The sequence below is a fragment of the Romboutsia ilealis genome (assembly GCF_900015215.1).
Taxonomy (GTDB): domain Bacteria; phylum Bacillota; class Clostridia; order Peptostreptococcales; family Peptostreptococcaceae; genus Romboutsia; species Romboutsia ilealis.
In genome coordinates this window covers 2,197,214-2,220,188 of the sequence record NZ_LN555523.1, presented here as the reverse complement: position 1 = coordinate 2,220,188, position 22,975 = coordinate 2,197,214, and the positions used below count along the sequence as shown (strand labels likewise).

General features: G+C 27.8%; 21 protein-coding genes. 19 read left to right on the top strand and 2 right to left on the bottom strand.

The features are described 5' to 3' along the window. Positions 1-20: 20 nt before the first annotated feature. On the top strand, positions 21-1,391 hold the full coding sequence (locus tag CRIB_RS10450) for a DUF3298 and DUF4163 domain-containing protein (RefSeq protein WP_180702313.1): 1,371 nt from the start codon (positions 21-23) through the stop codon (positions 1,389-1,391). Positions 1,392-1,421: 30 nt separating this feature from the next. On the opposite strand, the gene sleC is transcribed toward CRIB_RS10450, so the two are convergent. Next, on the bottom strand, positions 1,422-2,693 hold the full coding sequence (gene sleC, locus CRIB_RS10445; protein ID WP_180702312.1) for a spore cortex-lytic germination protein SleC: 1,272 nt from the start codon (positions 2,691-2,693) through the stop codon (positions 1,422-1,424). Positions 2,694-2,811: 118 nt separating this feature from the next. Here sleC and CRIB_RS10440 point away from each other — a divergent pair, with 118 nt between their 5' ends. The 10 genes from CRIB_RS10440 to CRIB_RS10395 all read left to right on the top strand — a co-directional run bounded on the left by CRIB_RS10440 (position 2,812) and on the right by CRIB_RS10395 (position 12,541). Then, positions 2,812-3,543 carry a PrsW family intramembrane metalloprotease gene (locus CRIB_RS10440; protein WP_180702311.1) on the top strand — a complete coding sequence of 244 codons (732 nt, stop codon included), beginning with the start codon at positions 2,812-2,814 and terminating at the stop codon, positions 3,541-3,543. A 2-nt stretch (positions 3,544-3,545) separates the two neighbouring features. Next, on the top strand, positions 3,546-4,844 hold the full coding sequence (locus tag CRIB_RS10435; RefSeq protein WP_180702310.1) for an RsmF rRNA methyltransferase first C-terminal domain-containing protein: 1,299 nt from the start codon (positions 3,546-3,548) through the stop codon (positions 4,842-4,844). Between the two features lie 67 nt (positions 4,845-4,911). Then, entirely contained in the window at positions 4,912-5,712 is an 801-nt protein-coding gene (locus CRIB_RS10430) for a hypothetical protein (RefSeq protein ID WP_180702309.1), read from the top strand. A gap of 21 nt (positions 5,713-5,733) precedes the next feature. Further along, positions 5,734-6,267: a signal peptidase I gene (gene lepB / locus CRIB_RS10425; RefSeq protein WP_180702308.1), complete on the top strand. Its 534-nt coding sequence runs from the start codon at positions 5,734-5,736 to the stop codon at positions 6,265-6,267. A gap of 8 nt (positions 6,268-6,275) precedes the next feature. Beyond that, positions 6,276-7,037 (top strand): sugar phosphate isomerase/epimerase family protein, encoded by a 762-nt coding sequence (locus CRIB_RS10420; protein ID WP_180702307.1) that lies wholly within the window; start codon positions 6,276-6,278, stop codon positions 7,035-7,037. A gap of 42 nt (positions 7,038-7,079) precedes the next feature. Further along, on the top strand, positions 7,080-8,747 hold the full coding sequence (locus CRIB_RS10415) for a nucleoside kinase (protein WP_180702306.1): 1,668 nt from the start codon (positions 7,080-7,082) through the stop codon (positions 8,745-8,747). A gap of 259 nt (positions 8,748-9,006) precedes the next feature. Further along, positions 9,007-9,924 (top strand): glutaminase A, encoded by a 918-nt coding sequence (gene glsA / locus CRIB_RS10410; protein ID WP_180702305.1) that lies wholly within the window; start codon positions 9,007-9,009, stop codon positions 9,922-9,924. Between the two features lie 77 nt (positions 9,925-10,001). Continuing rightward, positions 10,002-10,562 carry an ArsR/SmtB family transcription factor gene (locus CRIB_RS10405; protein WP_180702304.1) on the top strand — a complete coding sequence of 187 codons (561 nt, stop codon included), beginning with the start codon at positions 10,002-10,004 and terminating at the stop codon, positions 10,560-10,562. 80 nt (positions 10,563-10,642) lie between these two features. After that, entirely contained in the window at positions 10,643-11,479 is an 837-nt protein-coding gene (locus CRIB_RS10400; RefSeq protein WP_180702303.1) for a deoxyribonuclease IV, read from the top strand. Between the two features lie 66 nt (positions 11,480-11,545). Then, entirely contained in the window at positions 11,546-12,541 is a 996-nt protein-coding gene (locus CRIB_RS10395) for an aldo/keto reductase (RefSeq protein WP_180702302.1), read from the top strand. A 62-nt stretch (positions 12,542-12,603) separates the two neighbouring features. Here the strand turns inward: CRIB_RS10395 and CRIB_RS10390 are convergent, their stop codons facing one another. Then, complete coding sequence (locus tag CRIB_RS10390) at positions 12,604-13,008, bottom strand: RusA family crossover junction endodeoxyribonuclease (RefSeq protein WP_180702301.1); 405 nt, start codon at positions 13,006-13,008, stop codon at positions 12,604-12,606. 63 nt (positions 13,009-13,071) lie between these two features. Here CRIB_RS10390 and queG point away from each other — a divergent pair, with 63 nt between their 5' ends. The 8 genes from queG to CRIB_RS10350 all read left to right on the top strand — a co-directional run bounded on the left by queG (position 13,072) and on the right by CRIB_RS10350 (position 22,939). Next, positions 13,072-13,977 carry a tRNA epoxyqueuosine(34) reductase QueG gene (queG, locus tag CRIB_RS10385; RefSeq protein WP_180702300.1) on the top strand — a complete coding sequence of 302 codons (906 nt, stop codon included), beginning with the start codon at positions 13,072-13,074 and terminating at the stop codon, positions 13,975-13,977. A gap of 142 nt (positions 13,978-14,119) precedes the next feature. Then, positions 14,120-16,372, top strand: coding sequence for a Lon protease family protein (locus CRIB_RS10380; protein WP_180702299.1), 2,253 nt, complete (start codon positions 14,120-14,122; stop codon positions 16,370-16,372). Positions 16,373-16,557: 185 nt separating this feature from the next. Then, positions 16,558-17,199 (top strand): endonuclease III, encoded by a 642-nt coding sequence (gene nth / locus CRIB_RS10375; protein WP_180702298.1) that lies wholly within the window; start codon positions 16,558-16,560, stop codon positions 17,197-17,199. 63 nt (positions 17,200-17,262) lie between these two features. Then, entirely contained in the window at positions 17,263-17,733 is a 471-nt protein-coding gene (trmL, locus tag CRIB_RS10370; RefSeq protein ID WP_180702297.1) for a tRNA (uridine(34)/cytosine(34)/5-carboxymethylaminomethyluridine(34)-2'-O)-methyltransferase TrmL, read from the top strand. Positions 17,734-18,048: 315 nt separating this feature from the next. Beyond that, complete coding sequence (locus CRIB_RS10365; protein WP_180702296.1) at positions 18,049-19,101, top strand: BMP family lipoprotein; 1,053 nt, start codon at positions 18,049-18,051, stop codon at positions 19,099-19,101. Between the two features lie 250 nt (positions 19,102-19,351). Beyond that, the gene (locus CRIB_RS10360; protein WP_180702295.1) at positions 19,352-20,920 is read left to right on the top strand and encodes an ABC transporter ATP-binding protein; all 1,569 of its coding nucleotides are present in this window, start codon (positions 19,352-19,354) and stop codon (positions 20,918-20,920) included. Beyond that, positions 20,913-22,004, top strand: coding sequence for an ABC transporter permease (locus tag CRIB_RS10355; protein ID WP_180702294.1), 1,092 nt, complete (start codon positions 20,913-20,915; stop codon positions 22,002-22,004). Before CRIB_RS10360 ends, CRIB_RS10355 begins: the two co-directional genes overlap by 8 nt. Next, positions 22,004-22,939, top strand: a complete 936-nt coding sequence (locus CRIB_RS10350) for an ABC transporter permease (protein ID WP_180702293.1) — start codon at positions 22,004-22,006, stop codon at positions 22,937-22,939. Before CRIB_RS10355 ends, CRIB_RS10350 begins: the two co-directional genes overlap by 1 nt. The last annotated feature ends 36 nt before the right edge of the window (positions 22,940-22,975 follow it).

Here is a 22,975-nt window from a genome sequence, read left to right as displayed (position 1 = left end):
TTTAGGAGGAAAATCAAAATATGAAAAGTCTAAAACACTTCTTAAAATATAAATACATATTATTAGTGATAATAATGATTACAATATTTAGTAAAATTAACATATCTAATATAAAAGATGAATTACAAACGAATTTATATCAAGGATTAAAACCGGTAAAGGTAACAGAAGAAAAAATTAAAATTAATGAAAAAAAATTATTAGTAAATGCAAAAATGCCAGAGATACATTATTCAAATGAAGAAGTTGAAAGATATATAAATTCGTATATTAGAAGAAATATAAATGATTCAATAAATCATCAAAGACAAGAATCTCAACTTAATAAAAATAATACTAAAACTAATATTAATATAAATTATCATATAGTTTTTGAAAATAAAAGTTTATTAAATATTGTGATATACAAAGAAATAAGATATGAAGACAATAAGTTTAAACAAGAGAAAGATAGTTATGTATTTGATTTAAATACAGGACAAAGAATCTTCTTAAACAATTTATTAAAGGATAATGAAGATTATGAAGATATAATTTATGATTATATAATGGATTATATAAAAGATAATAAATTAAAGTTTAATAGAAATAAAATAAAAATTGATAAATATACAAGCTATGAAATAATAGATGAAGGAATAAATATTTACTTTAATCCGTACAAATCAAGTAAAGAAGATTTAACATATGAATTTAAAATTCCTTTTAATATATTTAAAAACAAAATAAAAATGATTCAAACTAGTAATATAATTGCTAATATAGATACTCAAACACTAACTAAAAACAATAAGTATATAAATAGTATTATTAATATACCTATAATAATGACTGATAACAAAGATATATCAAAACATATAAATGATGAAATAACAAATAGCATAATGAAGTTTTTTAATGAATCTCAAAAGCAAGCAGAAGAATACAATAATGCTCTTCCTGAAATAGAGAATAAATTTGTTGCTAATGTTGATTTTGATGTAAAGAAAAATAGTGATAACATATTAAGCATATTGATAAAATATTATAAATATGCAGGAGGAGCTCATGGATATTATGAGAATACAGCATATAATATAGATACAACAAATGGAAAAATTTTAACGTTAGATAATTTATTTAAAGAAGGTATAGACTATAAAAAAGTTATAAATGAAGAAATAAGAATGCAAATAGAAGAATTAATAAAGTCAGATGAACAAAATAAGGGAGTGTATGAATTTAAAAGTATAGATGATAAACAAAAATTTTATATACAAGATGATAATATAGTAGTATATTTTGATTTATATAATATAGCTCCTTATGCAGCCGGTATACCTGAATTTATAATAAATATTAATAAAATAGATCATATGTTAAAACCAGAATATAAAGAAATATTTAAGTAATAAAAGACCACACTTATGTGGTCTTTTATATTAGATTGTTGGATTTAAAGAAGCTATTTTAGTAACAGCAACATAAACTCTAGAAATTTCATACCAAGTTTTAAAATCTACAATTCCTGATTTTGGAAGACCGAAGATTCCTTGGAAGGTACTAACTGCTTCGGCAGTGCTATTTCCATAAATACCATCTTCTTTTATTTTTGGAATAGCAGGGTAAGATTTTGATATTGCGTTTAATTGGTTTTGTATAGTTCTAACATATTTTCCGCTAGATCCAACCTGTAATGTATCTCCAGGGAAGGATACAGGTACACCACTTACAATAGGTGCTTCTTCAAATACTATTTCATCACCATAAAAATATTTTAAAATGCTTTCATAGTCCATTCCTTGATCTCCTAAATCCTTACTTCCCCATTGAGTCATTTGATTAGGACATTGAGATTTTTTGCCATCACAGTATTGAGCTAAAAGAGGCTGTCTAGCTGAAGGAGGTCTTTTTATAAATGTATTAAATATATTGTCTACAACAACACCTATAGTATCAAAGAAATTTCTATTGTTTATAAACTTATGATCGTATGCAGTAGATGATGTTATTGTAAAATTAAGTCCCTTACTTCTATACCATTCTGTAAAAACTCTATTTAGAGTAAATGATATTATGGCTATTACATTTGCATATATAGTTTGTTCTGGCCAAGTAGAATATATCTCAGATGAAGCTACATTTTTTATATAATCTTTAAATGGAATCCAGTAATTTTGCGCAGAATTATCATTAGGTAATCCATCATGAACAACTACAAATTCGGGAATAACTGGATTGTCTAAGACTACAAACCCTGTTGGTGCTGGTAATGGTTTTAAATCACTTTCTGGTATTTTAGGAGGATATGTTCCGTACAGAGTATTATCTCCTATATCATAAACATTTTCATTTTGTCTATAATAGAAGTGTCTGCGTCGTGATTGAGAGTTTAGAGGTACGTTTTGTCTAGCCTCTACAGTAGGGAATACTTGAGTTCCATCAATAATGGCTGTTTCATATCCATCTGAAATTACTTCTACAGTATATTGACTATAAGGTCTAACATCTGATGGTTGCTGAGAATATTGGATGTCAGGTGCATCTAATGTAAGACCAGTAACTTGACCAGAGTTATCAGTCTTTAAATTTTGATATATTTGAGTTTGTCTCTCCCCGGATTCAGGATTTTTATAAATATTTACAGTTGCATTTTCTATAGGCCTATTAGTTGAACTATCAATAACACTAACTGTTAGGAAACCATCTTGCATATAATCACCTCTTCATATTAAATAATACTTTTCTATATTCATACTATGAAGATAGTTATTATTTTGTTAAGCTAAATGGAAATAATATATTTATAAAATATAAAGAGAGGATTAATTTATGAAATTAGATCTATTAATACTGGCTATAGCACCAGTTGTAACAATTATATTATGGATATATTTAAAAGATAAATATGATAAGGAGCCCATATGTATATTAAGTAAGTTTTTTATAATTGGTATTTTAGTAAGTATACTAGCAATTTATACAGAAGAAACACTTATAAAAATAAATATATTTATAGGAAAAACTTATATCTTCTATATGTCTTTTATAGTTGCGGGACTAGTTGAAGAAGGATTAAAAGCTTTAGTTCTTATACCGAACTTACTAAAAGAAAAAAACTTTAATGAAAGGTTAGATGGAATTATATATTCAGTATTTTTATCCTTAGGATTTGCAACTGTTGAAAATATAATATATATACTATTTGAGGATCCAACATCAGCTTTTGAGGTGGGAGTCATAAGATCGATAATATCAGTTCCTGCACATATGATGTTTGCTGTAATTATGGGATATTATATTTCAAAATATAGATTCACTAGTTCTAAAGCTAAAAAAAGAAAATACTTAATAGTATCTATAATATTGCCTGTTTTATTACACGGAGTTTTTGATTTTATATTGATGATACAATATAGATGGTCTATTATAGTATTTATAGCTTATATAGTATATTTATGGAAAATTAGTTTAGATAAATTAGATGAATATACCAATAATTCTAGAAAGAAATTTTTAAAAAGACATAAAGTTATTATGCATAAAAAAAGAAAGGACGATTAGAATTGAAAGAACTACCACAAAGATTTTTAGATGATATGAAAGAACTTCTTATGGATGAATATGATGATTTTATAAAAAGTTATGATGAACCGAAAACAACAGGATTAAGAGTTAATACTTTAAAAATAAATAAAGAGAAATTATTAAATTTAAATTTATATAGTTTAAAGCCTATACCTTGGGCGGATGAAGGATTTTATTATAACGAGGAGATAGATAGACCAGGTAAAAGTCCATTACATGAAGCAGGTGCATATTATTTGCAGGAACCATCTGCAATGAGTGTAGTTCCTCATCTTGATATAAAAGAAGGAGATAAGATTCTTGATATGTGTGCTGCTCCAGGAGGAAAATCTACATATATATTATCAAAGCTAAATGATACAGGATTATTAGTATCAAATGAAATAAATCCTACTAGAATAAGAGCATTAGGAGAAAATTTAGAGAGATTTGGAGCTAAAAATTGTATAATAACAAATACTGACTCTAATAATTTGAGAAAGGTATTTACAGGATATTTTGATAAGGTAGTAATTGATGCACCTTGTTCAGGACAAGGTATGTTTAGAAAAGATGAGGTTGCTATAACTGATTGGAGTTATGCTAAAGTTCTAGAGTGTCAAAGTATACAAAAAGATATTATAAGAGATGGATATGATATGTTAAAAAATGGTGGAATATTAGTATATTCTACTTGTACATTTGCAAAAGAAGAGAATGAAGATGTGATAATTGAGTTTATATCTGAACATGAAGATGCTAAATTAATTGAAATGCAAAGAATATGGCCTCATAAAGCAAGCGGAGAAGGTCATTTTGTTGCTAAAATTCAAAAATTAGAAAATGAAGATTGTAATGTAAAATATATAAAAATAAAGAATAATGATAAAGAAGTAAAGGATTATAGAGAGTTTGAAAAGAAATTCTTAAATATATCTATAGAAAGTAGGTTTGATATAAGAGGAGAAAATTTATATTTACTACCTGAAGAACACCCAGATACTAAAAAGTTAAAAGTATTAAGATATGGACTGCATTTAGGTATGCTAAAGAAAAATAGATTCGAGCCATCTCATGCATTAGCTCATTATCTGAAGATGGAAGATGTAAAAAATGTAGAAAACTTTAGTGTACAAGATGATAAAATCTTAGACTATTTAAGAGGAAACACTATAGAAACAGGAAAAAGCAGAGGATGGGTTTTAGTTTGTGTAGAAGGTATAGGTCTTGGATGGGGAAAAGAATCTAATGGCATTTTAAAAAATCATTATCCGAAAGGATTAAGGATAAATTACTAAAATTATTTAATAAAATCTCCAATATAGTTCAATAATAAAATATAAAACTATTTTATGGAGGTATGTTATGGAGATTTTAAGTGAAAATCAAGAGTATGCTATATCAAAATTTTTACAAAGATATGATTATGATGCAGTATTAGATATATTAGAAGAGGCTGGAATTATAGATGGAGATTTGTATTTTTTAATCGAATCATGTCAATATTCTGTTAACTTTGAATTTAAAAGGGCTTTAGAATCGATAGAAAAGATGAGTAGCCAGATGCTAACTAGAAGCGAAATAAAAAAATTGATAACTAATTTAAATAATTTAGAACAGGGGGAACCAGAAGATATATTATCTGAATTAATTGAGAATATAAAAATTCAAATTGTAAATGAAGAATATATAGATTTTATAGGCAGACTTTATAGGTTAAAAGAAGCATTATTTAAGTATATATTTGTGAGTACTAAAGAATCTAAAAACTATAAAGTATCAATGCATGGATATATGGTATCAAAGAAAAATATACTATATACATTAAAAAAGAAGTATAATATTTATAGTGGGAATCTAATTAAAGGGGTAACTCAGTACATAAATAGACATATAAAGAAAACTAAAAGAATGGAAAAGGTATTAGAAATACTAAATAACGATAGGTTGGAAAGCTTGATAAGGCTTAGAAATGAAAGTCCTGTAGGGCATGGTTTTAAGGGTATAAGTAAAGAGAAAATTGAAGAGATTTATGGAAGTCCAATGGAAGTTATGAGAGATTTAGTTAAAGCATGTGAGCTTTTGGACTTAGGTATTAGTTCAAATAAATATGATGATATTAATGAGATGGCTATCCATATGATAGGAAGCCATGAAAATCATTAATTTTATAAGGAGATGGTGTGAGTGAGTGAAAAGTTTAAGAAGGAGTTAATTGAGTGGATAAAAGTAATAGCTACAGCATTAGTATTTGCTTTTATAATAACTCAATTTATAAGACCTACTTTAGTTAGAGGGGAATCTATGTATCCAACATTAGTCGAAAATGATTATTTAATAATAAATAGAATGTCTTATAAAATAGGAGAACCAAAAGATGGCGATATAATAGTATTTAAAACTAATCTTCTGCAAGATGATGGAAAACCAAAAGATTTAGTTAAAAGGGTTATAGCGACAGAAGGACAACATATAAAGATAGAAGATTCTAAAGTATATGTAAATGATAAACTTTTAGATGAGCCATATATACATGAAAATTATACTAGCGGAGATATAGATATGGTAGTTCCAGAAGGTAAAGTATTTGCTATGGGAGATAATAGAGAAAAAAGTTTAGATAGTAGATATGAAAGTGTTGGACTAGTTGATGAAAAAGATATAATGGGGAAAGTTATGATAAGATTATTCCCATTTAATAAAATAGGTATTGTAAGTTAGGTAAGTATATGAGATTAGGTATATCTGCTCTTTTATTTAATTTAGATAAAGCATTAGAACTTTGTAGAGAAGTTGATAGAATTAACCATATAGAAGTAGGTTTAGATAATTTAGATGAATGTATTAAGTTACATAAATATAAAAATGAGTTTGAGAAATTAAATTTATCATTAGGAATACATCTTCCAATGGAACTTAATTCTTGTGAGAATATAAAATATATAAGAAATTCATGGATAGATTTCATAAATAGCATGGAAAACCAACTAAAAGATTTAAATATAGTATATTTTAATATGCATTTAGGTTATGTACTATCTGAAAGACTATATAAAAATAGAAAAAAATACTTAGACAACAGTGTTTCATTTTTTGAAGATTTATTAAAAAAGAGTAATAAAAGAGTATCTATAGAGAATACTTATTCTAAGAGTGGAGATTTTTCAAATATTGGATATATATATGATGATTTTGAATATATATTTAATAAAATTGAAAATGGAAATTTGTGTTTTTGCTATGACACAGGTCATAATTTAATAAATAGCAGTGACTATATCAGCAATTTAAATGATAGATTAGAAATAATTCATTTAAGTGACAATAATGGTATAGATGATAGCCATTTAGGTATAGGAAGAGGTATTTTGCAAGAAAATGAAATCAAGAGATTATTAAGTGTTAATGTAAAGTACTTAATATTAGAAATTAATCATAATCAGATTAAAGAGACTATAGATATATTAGATAGAATAAAAAAAGGGGTATGATATACTCCTTTTTTACTATATTGAAAGAAGGGAGTATATATTATGAGTAGTATAAACATATGTGTTAATAACGAAGAAAGAGAGTATTATTTAGAAGATGGTTCTTCAGGCATAGTTTTAGAAAATATAGTAAAAGATATCGATAGTAAATTTAAGGGATATATAACACTTGCAAATATAAACAACAAATTAAGAGAATTAAGTTATGAAGTAAAAGAAGATTGTAATATAAAATTTTTAGATACAACAAATGCAGATGGTTCAAGAGTATATGCTAGGACAATGTCTTTTATATTTATAATGGCTTGTAATGAATTATTTAATAAAGCTAGAGTTACGATTGAGCATTCTTTATCAAAGGGACTTTATTGTGAAGTTCATAAAGATACAAAACTTCAAAATTTTGACATTGAAAATATTAAAAACAAGATGCAAGATATAATAGATAAAAATTATAAAATAGAAAAGATATCTACAACTAAGTCAAATGCGATTAAAATATTTGAAGATCATGGGATGTATGAAAAAGCTGAGTTATTAAGATATAAAGAATATGACGATGTAAAAATATATAAATGTAATAATTATATCAATCATTTTTATGGGCATATGCTACCTTCAACAGGATATATAAAAACTTTTGATTTAAAACAGTATAAAAATGGAGTAATATTATTAGGTCCGAGTGAATTTGATAAAACAAAAGTTATAAAATATGTACCGCAACCAAAGCTTGCAGATATTTATAGAGAAGCGGAAGAATGGGCTAAGGTAATAGATGTAGATAAAGTTATAACTCTAAATAAAGTAATAGAAAACAATCAATATGGAGAAGTCATAAGAATGGTTGAAGCTTTACACGAGAAAAAATTATCTCAAATAGCAGACATGATAAAGGAACAGAAAAAGAGAGTTGTACTTATAGCGGCACCATCTTCATCTGGAAAAACTAGTTTTGCCAATAGATTATGTATACATCTTAAGGTTAATGGATTAACTCCTATAACAATATCATTAGATGATTACTTTTTAAATAGAGAGGATACGCCTTTAGATGAATTTGGTAAATATGATTTTGAATCAATATATGCAATAGATTTAGAAAGATTTAATTCAGATTTAAAAAATTTATTAAATGGAAAAGAAGTAAGTCTGCCTAAATTTAATTTTAAAACAGGGAAAAGAGAAGAAAATTATAAAAAGTTAAAAATAAAAGAAAATCAACCTATAATATTAGAAGGTATACACGGATTAAATCCAATATTGACATCATCGATACCGGATGAAGATAAATTTAAAATATATATTAGTGCTTTGACACAAATAAACTTAGATGATTATAATAGAATACCTACGACAGATTTAAGGCTTATAAGAAGAATGGTAAGAGATCATAACTTTAGAGGATATAGTGCTAAACATACGATTATGAATTGGGATTCTGTAAGAAGAGGTGAAAAGATAAATATATTTCCATATCAGGAAGAAGCGGATATAATATTTAACTCAGCATGTGTTTATGAGTTAGCAGTATTAAAAAAATATGCTAAACCATTGTTAGAAGAAATAAAAAGTGATGACGAAGCATATATAGAAGCTAACAGACTTCTTAAATTTCTACAGTATTTTATTGAATTAGAAGATACATCAGATATACCTTCTACATCCATATTAAGGGAATTTATAGGTGGAAGTAAGATAGTAGACTAATAAGTAAGAGAGGGATATATTAGAATATTTATTTATAATTATATTTATTAATACATTGTGCTAGTTAATATATCGTATATATTAAAAATATAATAGATAGCTTTTTAGCTAAGAAAATACTTTATCATAAAATCTAGTATTTTTAATGACTAGAATTAACTAGCACAATGAGTTTATTATTATAAATAAATATATTTTGATATGCTCCTTTTTACATTACATAATACATTTATAAATATTATTTACTAAGGAGGAAGTAATGAATAACTTATTAAAACAAGTAATAGATGAGAATAAAAAATATACTAACTATGGTCAGGTTGCTAGCTATATACCAGAATTAAAAAATGCAAAAAGAAGTGATTTAGGTATATGCATAATTGATAATAATAATAAAATATATACAGCTGGAAATTACAATACTAAATTTACAATACAAAGTATATCTAAGCCTATAGTTTTAGCTATGGCTTTAATGGATAATGATTGGACAAGTGTATTTTCTAAGGTAGGTATGGAACCAAGTGGAGACCCGTTTAACTCGATAATGAAATTGGAAACAAATGATACAAAAAAACCTTCGAATCCTATGATAAATGCAGGTGCAATAGTAACTACATCGCTTATAAAAGGTAATAGCTTAGAAGAAAAAGAAGAAAGAATGTTACAGTTCTTTAGACGATTAGCTAATAATGATAGCATTGGGATAAACTACGAAGTTTATAAATCAGAAAAGCTAACTGGAGATAGAAATAGAGCTATGGCATATTTATTAAAAAATGACGGATTTATAAATGGCGATGTAGAAGAAATATTAGATTTATACTTTAAACAATGCTCTATAGAAATAGATTGCGTAGATTTAGCAAGAATTGGAATAAATCTTGCAATGTACGGAGTAGATATAGAAAGCAAAGAAAGATTGATTAGTGAAAAAGTTTCTAGAATGATTAAAACATTCATGGTTACTTGTGGAATGTATGATGCATCAGGTGAATTTGCTATAAGGGTTGGAATACCTGCAAAATCTGGTGTTGGAGGGGGAGTAATGGCTTCTGTTCCAGAAAAAATGGGTATAGGAGTTTATGGACCAGCACTTGATAAAAAAGGAAATAGTATAGCTGGGATTAAGGTTTTAGAAGATTTATCTGAAAAGTTAGAGTTAAATATATTTTAAATTATAGAATTTTTTGACAACTAAAAAACACTATTATATAATTAACTTACGATTGAAATATTTCAGGGGGTTGGGGAATGAAAGAAGTACTTGTACTTAGAGATTTAGAATGTATTAAAGCTATTGTACATCCGAAAAGAATAGATATTTTAAAAGCATTTAATGACTTACCGTTGTCAGCAAAACAGTTATCTCAAATGCTTGATGAACCTCATGCAAAAATAAATTATCACATAAAAACACTTTATAAAGTGGGTATTTTAGAATTAGTAGAAGAGAAGATTAAATCGGGAATTGTAGAAAAATACTATTATCCAAAAGCAAAGAATATAGTTATAGATAAAAATGTAATAAACATATCTCTAAGAGGAGAAGATGATGAAGTATTTTTATCAAAATTCGATGCTATAATAGAATTATTTTATCAAGCCGCAGAAGACCAAGTATTAGAAGAAAAAAATATAGTTGATTATCATAATATATCTCTTACACAAAATGAACTTAGAGAACTTAATAATACTATAAAATATAAAATAGAGGAAATTGTACATAAAAGAAAGTTAGAAGATGAAGAGTCGCAATATGATATAGTTATGGTTTCAATACCAGTACAAAAAAAAGAAGCGTGTAATTTATGATAAGTATCAATAAAAATTGATACTTATTTTTTTGGGTATATTAGTAAGGTGAAAATTTAATTAGTAAGGAGAGATTAAAAATGCTTGTAATAGGACCACATATTTCAATATCAAAAGGATTTGCTAAAGCAGCTCAAATGGCAGTAGATATTGGAGCAAATACATTCCAATTCTTTAGTAGAAATCCAAGAGGAGGAAATGCTAAGGCATTTGACGAAAAGGATGTAGAAAAATTTCAAAAAATAAGAGAAGAATATAATTTTGGACCACTTTTAGCACATGCACCTTATACTATGAATTTAGGTGGATCAAAGGATGAAGTATATGAGTTTGGTAGAAAAGTTATAAAAGAAGATATAGAAAGGATGGATTCTTTAGGAATAGAGTATATGTGCTTCCATCCAGGTAGTCATGTTGGTGTAGGAATAGACTTTGGTATACAAAGAATAGTAGATGCTTTAAATGAAACACTAACAGGTGAAGAGAATATAACTGTTCTTCTTGAAACTATGTCTGGAAAAGGAACTGAAATTGGATTTACTTTTGAGCAAATTAAAAAAATAATAGATGGAGTAAGTCATAATGAAAAGTTAGGTGTATGCTTAGATACATGCCATATATTTTCAGCAGGATATGATATAGTAAATGATTTAGATGGAGTTTTAGCTGAGTTTGACAGGATAATAGGATTAGATAGACTTAAGGCTGTACATTTAAACGATAGTATGATGCCTTTTGGAGGAAAAAAAGATAGACATGCAGTAATAGGAGAAGGTGAGATTGGTTTAAATGCTATAATAAACTTTATGAGCCATCCTAAATTAAATAAACTACCATTCTTCCTAGAAACACCTCTTGAGGATGAAGGTCATAAAAAAGAAATCGCTATGATAAAAGAAATATTATCAAATAAATAGATTTTGATTATATAATAAAATAACCTTATAATATAATAAGAAAATATATTGTAAGGTGGGAGATAGATGAGGTTATTAGGTAAAACTAATATGAAAGTAAATAGGGTTGGTTTTGGTGGAATACCAATTCAAAGGATAACACAAGAAGAGACTAATAAGGTTATAAATGAATTAGTTGATAATAATATTAATTTTATAGATACAGCTAGAGCGTATACTATAAGTGAAGAGTATATAGGAAATGCTATAGATGGTAAAAGGGAAAAATTCTTTATTGCAACTAAAAGTATGTCTAGAGATTATGAATCAATGAAACGAGATATAGAAATAAGTTTAAAAAATTTAAAAACAGACTGTATAGACTTATATCAAATACATAATCTTAAGCCAGAAGAATACAAAACTATATTTGATAAAAATAAAGCATATAAAGCTCTATTAGAGGCAAGAGAAGAAGGTAAAATAAAATATATAGGAATAACTAGTCATAGTTTAGAAACTATAGAACAGTCAATAGAAGATGAAAAGTTTTCTACTATACAATTTCCATATAATATAATTGAAGATCAAGCGGATGAAGTTTTTAAAAAAGCTAATAAAAAAGGTATAGGAATTATAGTAATGAAACCTTTAGCTGGTGGGGCTATAGATGATGCAAAGTTAGCGATAAAATATATACTTTCAAAAGATTATATAGATGTAGTTATACCTGGTATGGAAAATATTGAGCAAGTTAGAGAGAATGTATCAGTACTACGAGATACTAATATTACAGAAGATGATGAATCTAAGATACAAGAAATAAGAACTATAATGGGAAAAAGATTTTGCAGGAGATGTGAATATTGCCTACCATGTCCATTAAAAATAAATATACCTCAAAACTTCTTGTTAGAAGGGTATTATACAAGATATAATTTAAAGGATTGGGCTAAGGAAAGATATAAATTGTTAGAAGTTAAAGCAAGTGCATGTGTAGAATGTGGATTATGCGAGACTAAATGTCCATATGAATTGCCTATAAGAGAAATGTTAAAAGAAGTATCATCTAAGCTTGACTAAAAGTATAGAGTATAGATAATAATAAAGAGAACTTAAGTTTTAAGTTCTCTTTTATATATAAATTACTTTTTAGATACAACATAGGATACATCGTATTCTGAAATAGGATAAAGCTCTATTTCAACTCTAGGATTATCCTTATCTATAAAGTCAAACAATAACACTGGTTTAAGTTGTTTATCATTTTTTATTATTCCACTTTTTTCTATACCATCACATATACTTTTAGGATAGTTATGTAAATCACCCATGCGTTTATTTGGGAAATATAATTTTAGTATAGTTATTAAGTCTTCTTCAATTATATCGCCAAAGTATTGTTGATTTATAAATCCAGCAATCATGTTTTCATAAGCTAAATATTTTGAATGTTTACCTTTTGATGGCATCCATGCTTGTCCATGTACATTGTGAAGTTTGAAGTTTGATTTACTAATAGGTCTACCTGGTATCGTTAATTTGATCAAAATATCACCACCCTTATACTCTAGTTATTATAAAACTAATATTTAATTAATGAAAGGTTTTTTATGAAGAAAGAAGAATTAAAAGATTTTTGTAAATCTATAGGAATAGATTGTGTTGGGATAGCTGGAGTAGGTCCCTACTACGACTTAGAAAAGATAATAAAACAGCGATTATTGAATGGATATATAACTGGTATGGAAGAACCTATTATAGAAAATAGAGTTAATCCAAAAGAAACAATGGAAAATGTAAAATCTATAATAGTATGTGCATTTCCTTACTATATTGGAGATTTTGATGAATGTAATTTATCAAAGTATTGTTATGGAGAGGATTATCATATAGTAGTTAAAGATATGTTGCAACAAATATGTAACTATTTATCAGACAATATAGATAATTTTGAGTATAAGATATTTGCTGATAATGGTCCATTAGTAGACAGATATTTAGCATATTTATCTGGTATAGGATATTTTGGAATAAATAATAATATAATTACAGATGAATATGGTTCATATGTGTTTATAGGATATATAATGAGTAATTATGAGTTTAAAAGTGATACTCCGCTAGAAAAAACATGTATAAAATGTGGAAAATGTGTAAAATATTGTCCGGGAAATGCTATTTTAGGAAATTACGAAATGAATCCTAAAAGATGTTTATCTTATATAACACAAAAAAAAGGAGAGCTTGAAGAAGAAGAGGAAAAAATATTGAAAGAAAATAAAAAAGTTTTTGGGTGTGATATTTGTCAAGATATATGTCCTCACAATAAAAATATTCCAATAACCTCTATAGAAAGATTTAAACAAGAGGCAATTTTTAAATTAGATATTGAAGAAATTAATGATATATCGAATAAAGAATTTAAGAGAAAATATGGGAATAGGGCTTTTAGTTGGAGAGGCAAAAATATAATAAAAAGAAATATAAATATAGTTTCAGAGGAGCCGAATGAGTAAGAAGTCAAAGGCTTCTTTTTTTATTATAGATAATTTAAATGGCAAGATATTTTATATAATGAATAAAATTAATATTAGATAGATAAATATTTAAAAGCTATTAATCATAGAATATATAAAATGATAGAAGGGGGGAGGGTCAATGCTAAAATTTAATAATACATCTGAGATAGAACCTCTAGAAGGCATATTAGGTCAGGAAAGAGCTATAGAAGCTATGGAAAAAGGATTAAAAATTGATAATCCAGCGTATAACATGTATTTAGCAGGAGATTCAGGAACAGGTAAAACAACATATGCTATGAGCGCTCTAAATAAATATGCAGCTAAAAAAGGAAGTCATAAAGATTGGTGTTATGTATATAATTTCGAAAATAATAGAGAACCACTTATAATTGGGCTTGAGAAAGGTCTGGGAAAAATATTTAAAAAAGATATTGAAAAGCTTATAGAAACGCTACTTGATGAATTAAGAGATGCTTTCGAAAGTGAAGATTTTGAAATAGGAAAAAATCAATTAATAGAGGAATATGAAATAGAAAAAGATGCACTACTTAAAAAGATAAAAAAATATGCAGAAGAAAAAGGATTTAAATTAAAAAATAGTAAAGTTGGCATGGTATTTATGCCTATAGAAGAGAATAAAGAAGATGAAGAAGCTGAGGATGATTATGCTGATGAAGAATTTTATAAAGTAAAAAGAGAATTAGAAAATGCTGCGATACAAGTAGTCTATAAAATTAGGGATTTAGAAGATGCAGCAAAAGAAGCTTTATTAGAGTTAGAAGAAGAAATTGCTAAATATGTAATAGACCCTCATATTGATGGTTTAATAGAGAAATATAATGGTTATGAAAAAGTTAAAATGTATTTAAATAACATGAGAGATGATATATTAGAATATGTTTATTTATTCTATATGGATGAAGAAGAGTTAAAAGATAAGTATGATAGAGAACATTTTATGAAATATAAAGTTAATCTATTTGTAGATAATGGAATTGACAGAGAAAATTTTAAAGCACCGGTAATAGTTGAAATAAATCCGAGCCCAGCTAATTTGTTTGGAAAAGCAGAGTACGATTACTATAATGGAAATGTAAAAACAGATTTCACAAAATTGATACCTGGGGCTGTTCACAAAGCAAACGGAGGATATCTAGTTTTATATGTTGATCAACTTTTAAGATATCCATTATCTTGGGATATGTTAAAAAGAGCTATTCAATCAAGACAAATAAGTGTAGATACACAAACATCAATAAAGCCAGAAAATATGCCTATAGATATTAAGGTTATATTAATAGGAACAAATTATATGTATAACCTACTTTATAACAATGATGATGATTTTAGTAAGTATTTTAAAATATTTGTAGATTTTGATAATGAAATGGATAAAAATGAAAATAATGAAGATGGCATTGCTAGATTTATAGCATATCAATGTGAAAAAAATAAATTAAAACATTTTACTTACGATGCTGTTGGGGAAGTTATAAAGTTTAGTACTAGACTTTGTGGAGATAAATATAAGCTTTCAACTCAATTTAACAAAATAATGGAAATAATAGTTGAAGGTGATGCATGTGCTCAAATTAGAAATGCTGAGTATGTAGATAAATATGATGTTCAAAATGCTATATTAGAAAGAAAAAAAAGATTAAATAGAATAGAAAATAAAATGGATGAATCTTTGGAAAATGGATTTACACTTATAGAAACAAAAGGCAGTAGAGTAGGTGTGATTAATGGATTATCTGTATTAAGCACAGGCGAATATTCATTTGGAAGACCTTCTAGAATAACTGTAACAACTAGCCCAGGTAATAAAGGTATAGTTAATATAGAGAGAGAAGTTAATATGAGTGGACCAATACACAATAAAGGTGTTCTGATTTTAGGTGGATATTTAGCAGAGACTTTTGCACAAGATTTCCCACTTTCATTAAATGCAAATATTTGTTTTGAACAAAATTATGGAGGTGTAGATGGAGATAGCGCAACGGGTGCTGAATTATATGCTTTATTATCATCATTAAGTAAAATACCTTTAAAACAAAGTATAGCTGCAACTGGTTCTATGAACCAAAAAGGTGAAATACAAGTAGTTGGTGGAATAAGCGAAAAAATAGAAGGATTTTACTCTACTTGTAAAAAACAAGGATTAAATGGCAATCAAGGTGTAATAATACCAAAAAATAATAGCAGAAACTTAGTTTTATCTGATGAGGTAACAGAGGCAATAGAGACAGGGAAATTTACTATATATACAGTTGAAAGAGTAGAAGAAGCTATGGAAATATTAATGGATGTTAAATTTGATGAAGTAAAAAGACTAGTAATAGAAAGACTAAGAGGGTTTAATGAATTACAAAGTCCATCTAAAAAGTAGTTTTATATAAAATATTAATGGGTAAAATAATAAGAAGGCAAAAGATATAAACTTTTGCCTTCTTATTATTTTGTATAAAACTATGTATTTTAAGGAATTTTATTATGTGTTAAAGTTATAAGATTCATTATATATTAATCATGATAAATGATGAAGTATAGATAATAGGTGTAAGGGAGAATTATATGAAAAATATTAATAAAGTACTAGATATATTAGAAGAAACTTATCCAGATGCGAAATGTGAGCTAGATTACACTACACCATTTGAGCTATTAGTAGCAACAATATTATCTGCTCAATGCACAGATGTAAGAGTAAACAAAGTTACGGGAGAGATGTTTAAAAAATACAATACTCCTAAGGATTTTGCAAATCTTAGTATAGAGGAAATAGAAGAGGAAATAAAAAGCTGCGGTTTATATAAGAGTAAGGCAGAAAAAATAAAATCTACGTCAGAAAAAATATTCAATGAATATAATGGAGAAGTTCCAGATAATTTAGAAGATTTAACTAAACTTCCAGGCGTTGGAAGGAAAACTGCTAATGTAGTACTTAGCAATGCTTTTGGACAAGATGCCATGGCGGTTGATACTCATGTATTTAGAGTTTCAAATCGAATTGGTATAGTTAATACTCAAACTCCTGAAAAAACAGAGTTTGCCCTTATGGACGCGATACCAAAGAAAAGATGGTCTCATTCTCATCATTTACTAATCTTTCATGGAAGACGAATTTGTAAAGCTAGAAAACCTGAGTGTAGTATTTGTCCTATAACGAAATACTGTAAATACTATAAGAATAACTTTGATAAAGTGCATTCTTAGAAAAGTGAATTTCTGATATAATTGTAAATAAAATAGAATACAGTTAATAAATAGGAGGATAAAATGTCAATAAATGTAGTTTTAGTAGAACCAGAAATACCTCAAAATACAGGTAATATAATAAGAACTTGTGCAGCAACAGGGGCAACTTTACATTTAGTTAGACCACTAGGATTTTCATTAGAAGATAAATATTTAAAAAGAAGCGGTCTTGATTATTGGGATATAGCTAATATACAATATTATGATAGTTTTGAAGAAGTTGTTGAAAAAAATCCAAGTGGGACATTTTTCTATGCGACAACAAAAGTAAAGCAGTCTCATTCTGACGTTAAATATGTTGATAATTCATTTATTGTATTTGGAAAAGAGACTAAAGGTTTACCAGAATCACTTATAAAAGCAAATTTAGAAACGTGTATAAGAATACCTATGTTAAATTTAGAGAAAGCTAGATCTTTAAATTTATCAAATTCAGTTGCCATAGTAGTATATGAAGCATTAAGACAACTAGATTATCCAGGAATGAGATAGTTACATATCTATAATAAAAATGATACTAATTATTTTATATATTTAGTATCATTTTTTATTATAGAAAAAAGAGAATATAAAGGTTGATTGAGGAAAATTTTATTATATAAAACTTAAAAATAGTACGATTATTTAATAATAAAAACTATATTTTTATAAATAGTATATCATATATATGAAATGGAATATAAAATATAATTAAATTAAATATAAAGTTATACACAAAAAAATTAATATATACAATTTTTTTGTAGAAAAAAACATAAAATAGTGTAAAATAATATTAAATATTATACAAATATCAGGAGGATACATATGAAACTAAAAAAGCTTATAGCTTTAGGTTTAGCTACAGTAATGAGTGCTAGCATGTTAGTAGGATGTGGAGCGAAATCAGGTTCTGACGCATCAGCATCAGATAATGGTGAAAAAGTATTTAAAGTAGGGATGATAACAGATACAGGTGGAGTAAATGATGAATCATTTAATCAATCATCATGGAAAGGATTCCAAGACGCTCAAGAAAAATTTGGAAAAGATAAACTAGAAATAAAATATTTAGAGTCTAAACAAGAAGCAGACTATGTTCAAAATATAGATACATTTGCTGATGAAGGAATGGATTTAATAGTAGGTGTTGGATTTAAGTTACAGGCAGCTATAACAGAAGCAGCTAAAAATTATCCAGAACAACAATTTGCATTAATAGATGAAGTTTGTGAAGGAGAACAACCAGAAAACGTAACTTCATTATTATTTGAAGATAACGCATCAGCTTATTTAACAGGATTAATAGCTGGGAGAATGACAGAAACAAACAAAGTTGGATTTATCGGTGGTATGGAATCGGATGCTTTAGCTAAGTTTGATTATGGATTTAGAACAGGTGTCAAAGCCGCTAACCCAGATGCAGAAGTAATGGTACAATATGCAAATAGTTTCTCAGATTCAGCTTTAGGAAAAACTATAGCTAACCAAATGCATTCTAAAAATGTTGATATAATATTCACTTGTGCAGGAGCAGTTGGTATAGGTGCAATAGAAGCAGCTAAAGAAAATGGTAAAAAAGCTATAGGTGTTGACCAAGATCAAAATTACTTAGCACCAGAAAATATAATAACTTCAGCTATGAAAAACATAGATGTTGCAGTAGTAGAATTATTATCTAATGTAGTTGAAGGAAACTACAAAGGTGGAGAAATAATAATTAACACATTATCTATGGATGGTGTTGGTATAGCTCCGACAAGTAACAAGAATGTTCCACCAGATGTATTAGAATATGTTACTGCAGAAGCTGAAAAAATTAAGTCAGGAGATATAAAAGTTCCTGAAAATAAGGAAGAATTTGAACAATTTAACAAATAATAAAAATTAAGTATAAAAAGACTATCTTCATTGAAAGAGATAGTCTTTTTAAATGTATTACGTATTTAAAATATTTTAATAGATTTTGGAAAGAATAATATAAAATATATTAATATTTTATAAAAATTTATCATGATACACAAAAAAACAAATTAAAACAATAAATTAAAACAAAAAGTTTGTTATGTTAGTCGTATTTTAGTATAATAAAGAAGCTGATAATTTTTAATAAGGAGGATAATAAAGAGCGATGAATAATAGTAATATCAACTACAGTCAAAAAGTCGTAGAAATGAAGAAAATAACTAAAAAGTTCGGAAGCTTTGTTGCGAATGATAACATAGATTTGACTGTACATAAAGGTGAAGTACATGCTCTTTTAGGAGAGAACGGTGCAGGAAAGTCTACTTTAATGAATATACTATATGGTTTATATCAGCAAACATCTGGAGAAATTTACATTAATGAAAAACTAGTTAATATGGATAATCCTAATGTTGCGATAGCAAACGGAATAGGTATGGTTCATCAGCACTTTATGTTAGTGCAACCTTTCACTGTAGCACAAAACATAATATTAGGAGTTGAACCTACAAAAGGTCTTGGTTCAATTGATATAAATAAAGCTATTGAAGATGTTAAAGCTATATCAGAAAAATACGGATTATATGTTGATCCTAATGCAAAAATAGAAGATATAAGTGTTGGTATGCAACAAAGAGTAGAAATACTAAAAGCTTTATATAGAGGTGCAGAAATATTAATACTAGATGAGCCTACAGCAGTTCTTACTCCACAAGAGATAGAAGAACTTATACAAATTATAAGAAACTTAACTAAAGAAGGTAAGTCTGTAATAATAATAACTCACAAATTAAAAGAAATAAAAGCAGCTGCGGATTATTGTACAATAATTAGAAGAGGTAAGTACATAGATACTGTGAAAGTGTCTGAGACAACTGAAGATGAGTTAGCAGCGATGATGGTTGGTAGAGAAGTTAATTTCAAAGTTGATAAAAAAGAAGCAAAACCAACATCAAATGTACTAGAAATAAAAGACTTACTAGTAAAGGATAGTAGAAAAGTATCTGTGGTAGATGGATTATCATTAGAGGTTAAGGCTGGAGAGATATTAGGTATCGCAGGTATAGACGGAAATGGGCAATCAGAGTTAGTAGAAGTGTTAACAGGTCTTAGAAAAGCAGAAAGTGGAAGTATAAAAGTAAATTCAAGGGAATTACTTAACAAAAAGCCAAAGGAAATATTTAACAATGGTATAAAAAATATTCCAGAAGATAGACATAAAAGAGGATTGATATTAGATTTTACTGTTGCAGAAAACACAGTTTTACAAAACTATAAGGATCCAAGATTCTCTAAAAATGGAATATTAAATAAACATGCTATAGAAGAGTATGCTGATAAAATAATAGAAAGATTTGACGTAAGACCTACAGATCATACTGTTAAATCAAGAGCCTTATCAGGTGGTAACCAACAAAAGATAATAATAGGTAGAGAAGTTGATAATATAGAAACGGCAAGAAAGGCTACTGGAGAACCTCAATTACTTATAGCTACGCAACCAACAAGAGGTCTTGACGTTGGAGCAATAGAATTCGTTCATCAAGCCTTAGTAAAGCAAAGAGATGAAGGAAATGCTGTATTATTAGTTTCATTAGAATTAGATGAAGTTATGAATGTATCAGATAGAATAGCAGTTATATATGAAGGAAAAATAGTAGGAATTGTCGATGCGAAAGATGCAGACGAAAATATGTTAGGTTTAATGATGGCAGGAGGTGAAGATAATGAGTAGTAAAGCGAGTAAAAAGAAATTTTCTTTAGTTGATAATACTATCTTATTCTCCTTAATATCCATAGTTTTAGGTTTATTAGTTGGAGCGATAGCATTATTGATAGCAGGAAGAGATCCTATACAAGCATACTCAGCGATGATAGAAGGTATATTTGGTAAGCCTAAGTATATCGCCTGGGTTATAATAAGGTCAACACCACTTATATTAACTGGTTTATCTATTGCCTTTGCATTTAAAACAGGGTTATTTAATATAGGTGCAGAAGGACAGTTTATAATAGGTGCTTTAGTTGCAACTATGGTTGGTTCTGTAATACAATTACCTGCAATAATACATATACCACTTACGCTTTTAATGGCTTGCTTAGGTGGAGCTATATGGGGTGGATTTGCAGGATGGTTAAAATCTAAATTTGGAATAAATGAAGTTATAGCGGCGATAATGCTTAACTGGATAGCATTTTACTTAAGTAACTTTGCAATAAAAAATACATGGTTAGCTAAACCAAATAGTGAAGCATCAGTTAGTATACATGATTCAGCGACTATAGGTATACACTGGTTAACAGATTTAGTAGGGCCAGCTACAAAGGTTAACTGGGGTATAGTTATATCAATAGTATTTATTTTAGTAATAGCATTTATATTATTTAAAACTACTCTAGGATTCGAATTAAGAGGTGTTGGACACAATAAGTTTGGAGCAGAATATGGTGGAATAGATGTTAATAAATCTATATTAAAATCTATGGCTATAGCAGGTATACTTTCAGCAGCAGCAGGAGCAATACAAGTAATGGGTGTAGCTCAAAATATTACTATATTAGCAGCTCCAGAAGGATATGGATTTGATGGTATAGCTGTCGCATTAATAGCGAACAGTAATCCTATTGGAGTTATATTCTCAGGATTGCTATTTGGAGCATTTAAATACGGCGGAACTAAGATGCAAGCTGTAGGAGCTCCTTCTGAAGTAGTAAATATAGTTATAGGTTCTATAGTATACTTCATAGCTTTAAGCAATGTATTAAGAATGTTATATATAAAATTCAGAGAGAAAAAAAATAAAGGGGGTAATGCATAATGCAAGATATAGCTTTAATTATTAGTACAACTTTGATGTACTCTACACCCCTTATATTTGCGGCATTAGGTGGAGTATTTTCAGAGAATTCAGGTATAGTGAACATAGGTATAGAAGGTATGATGACTATAGGTGCTTTTGCAGGTGCTGCAGCAGGATATATGCTAGGTAATCCATGGTTAGCATTTATAATAGGTGGTTTAGCTGGAGGTTTATTTGCTTTAATTCATGCATTAGCAACTGTAACTTTTAATGCAGACCATACTATATCAGGAGTTGCAATAAATCTATTAGCTCCTGGGGTTGCATTATTTGCATCTAAGATAATGTTTGATGGTGCAACTATGACACCAACAATACCAATGGAAAATAAAATACCAAGACCGTTAAATGGTTTATTCCCATCAGGAGGAATATTAGATACAATATTCAATGCATATGCTACAGTTTTTCTAGTATTTATATTAGTTGCTGTTGCATGGTATGTATTATATAAAACTAAATTCGGACTTAGAATAAGAGCGGTTGGAGAACATCCAGGTGCAGCAGATACATTAGGTATAAGCGTAGCAAAGACTAGATATGCAGCAGTTATAATATCAGGTATATTAGCAGGATTAGGTGGTGCATCAATGAGTTTAGCTGTTGTTTCTTCATTCAGACCTACATTAATATCAGGACAAGGGTATATAGCTATGGCTGCTGTAATATTCGGTAAATGGAGACCACAATGGGCAATGGTAGCATGTTTATTATTTGGTTTCTCAACGGCATTATCTGTTTACTTTGGAAACCCAGAATTACCATTTAGCATAAATGAAAACTTATTATCAATGATACCTTATATAATGACATTAATAGTATTAATACTATTTGTTAAGAGTTCTAAGGCTCCGGCAGCTCTTGGAAATCCATATAAAAAAGGTGAAAGATAGAAAATGATAGCTTTAAGCTATCATTTTTTTTATGAT

Coding starts and splice junctions, on each gene's coding strand:
- CRIB_RS10450 (WP_180702313.1), top strand. CDS start 21: ATGAAAAGTCTAAAACACTTCTTAAAATATAAATACATATTATTAGTG.
- sleC (WP_180702312.1), bottom strand. CDS start 2,693: ATGCAAGATGGTTTCCTAACAGTTAGTGTTATTGATAGTTCAACTAAT.
- CRIB_RS10440 (WP_180702311.1), top strand. CDS start 2,812: ATGAAATTAGATCTATTAATACTGGCTATAGCACCAGTTGTAACAATT.
- CRIB_RS10430 (WP_180702309.1), top strand. CDS start 4,912: ATGGAGATTTTAAGTGAAAATCAAGAGTATGCTATATCAAAATTTTTA.
- CRIB_RS10420 (WP_180702307.1), top strand. CDS start 6,276: ATGAGATTAGGTATATCTGCTCTTTTATTTAATTTAGATAAAGCATTA.
- CRIB_RS10415 (WP_180702306.1), top strand. CDS start 7,080: ATGAGTAGTATAAACATATGTGTTAATAACGAAGAAAGAGAGTATTAT.
- glsA (WP_180702305.1), top strand. CDS start 9,007: ATGAATAACTTATTAAAACAAGTAATAGATGAGAATAAAAAATATACT.
- CRIB_RS10405 (WP_180702304.1), top strand. CDS start 10,002: ATGAAAGAAGTACTTGTACTTAGAGATTTAGAATGTATTAAAGCTATT.
- CRIB_RS10400 (WP_180702303.1), top strand. CDS start 10,643: ATGCTTGTAATAGGACCACATATTTCAATATCAAAAGGATTTGCTAAA.
- CRIB_RS10395 (WP_180702302.1), top strand. CDS start 11,546: ATGAGGTTATTAGGTAAAACTAATATGAAAGTAAATAGGGTTGGTTTT.
- queG (WP_180702300.1), top strand. CDS start 13,072: ATGAAGAAAGAAGAATTAAAAGATTTTTGTAAATCTATAGGAATAGAT.
- CRIB_RS10380 (WP_180702299.1), top strand. CDS start 14,120: ATGCTAAAATTTAATAATACATCTGAGATAGAACCTCTAGAAGGCATA.
- nth (WP_180702298.1), top strand. CDS start 16,558: ATGAAAAATATTAATAAAGTACTAGATATATTAGAAGAAACTTATCCA.
- trmL (WP_180702297.1), top strand. CDS start 17,263: ATGTCAATAAATGTAGTTTTAGTAGAACCAGAAATACCTCAAAATACA.
- CRIB_RS10365 (WP_180702296.1), top strand. CDS start 18,049: ATGAAACTAAAAAAGCTTATAGCTTTAGGTTTAGCTACAGTAATGAGT.
- CRIB_RS10360 (WP_180702295.1), top strand. CDS start 19,352: ATGAATAATAGTAATATCAACTACAGTCAAAAAGTCGTAGAAATGAAG.
- CRIB_RS10355 (WP_180702294.1), top strand. CDS start 20,913: ATGAGTAGTAAAGCGAGTAAAAAGAAATTTTCTTTAGTTGATAATACT.
- CRIB_RS10350 (WP_180702293.1), top strand. CDS start 22,004: ATGCAAGATATAGCTTTAATTATTAGTACAACTTTGATGTACTCTACA.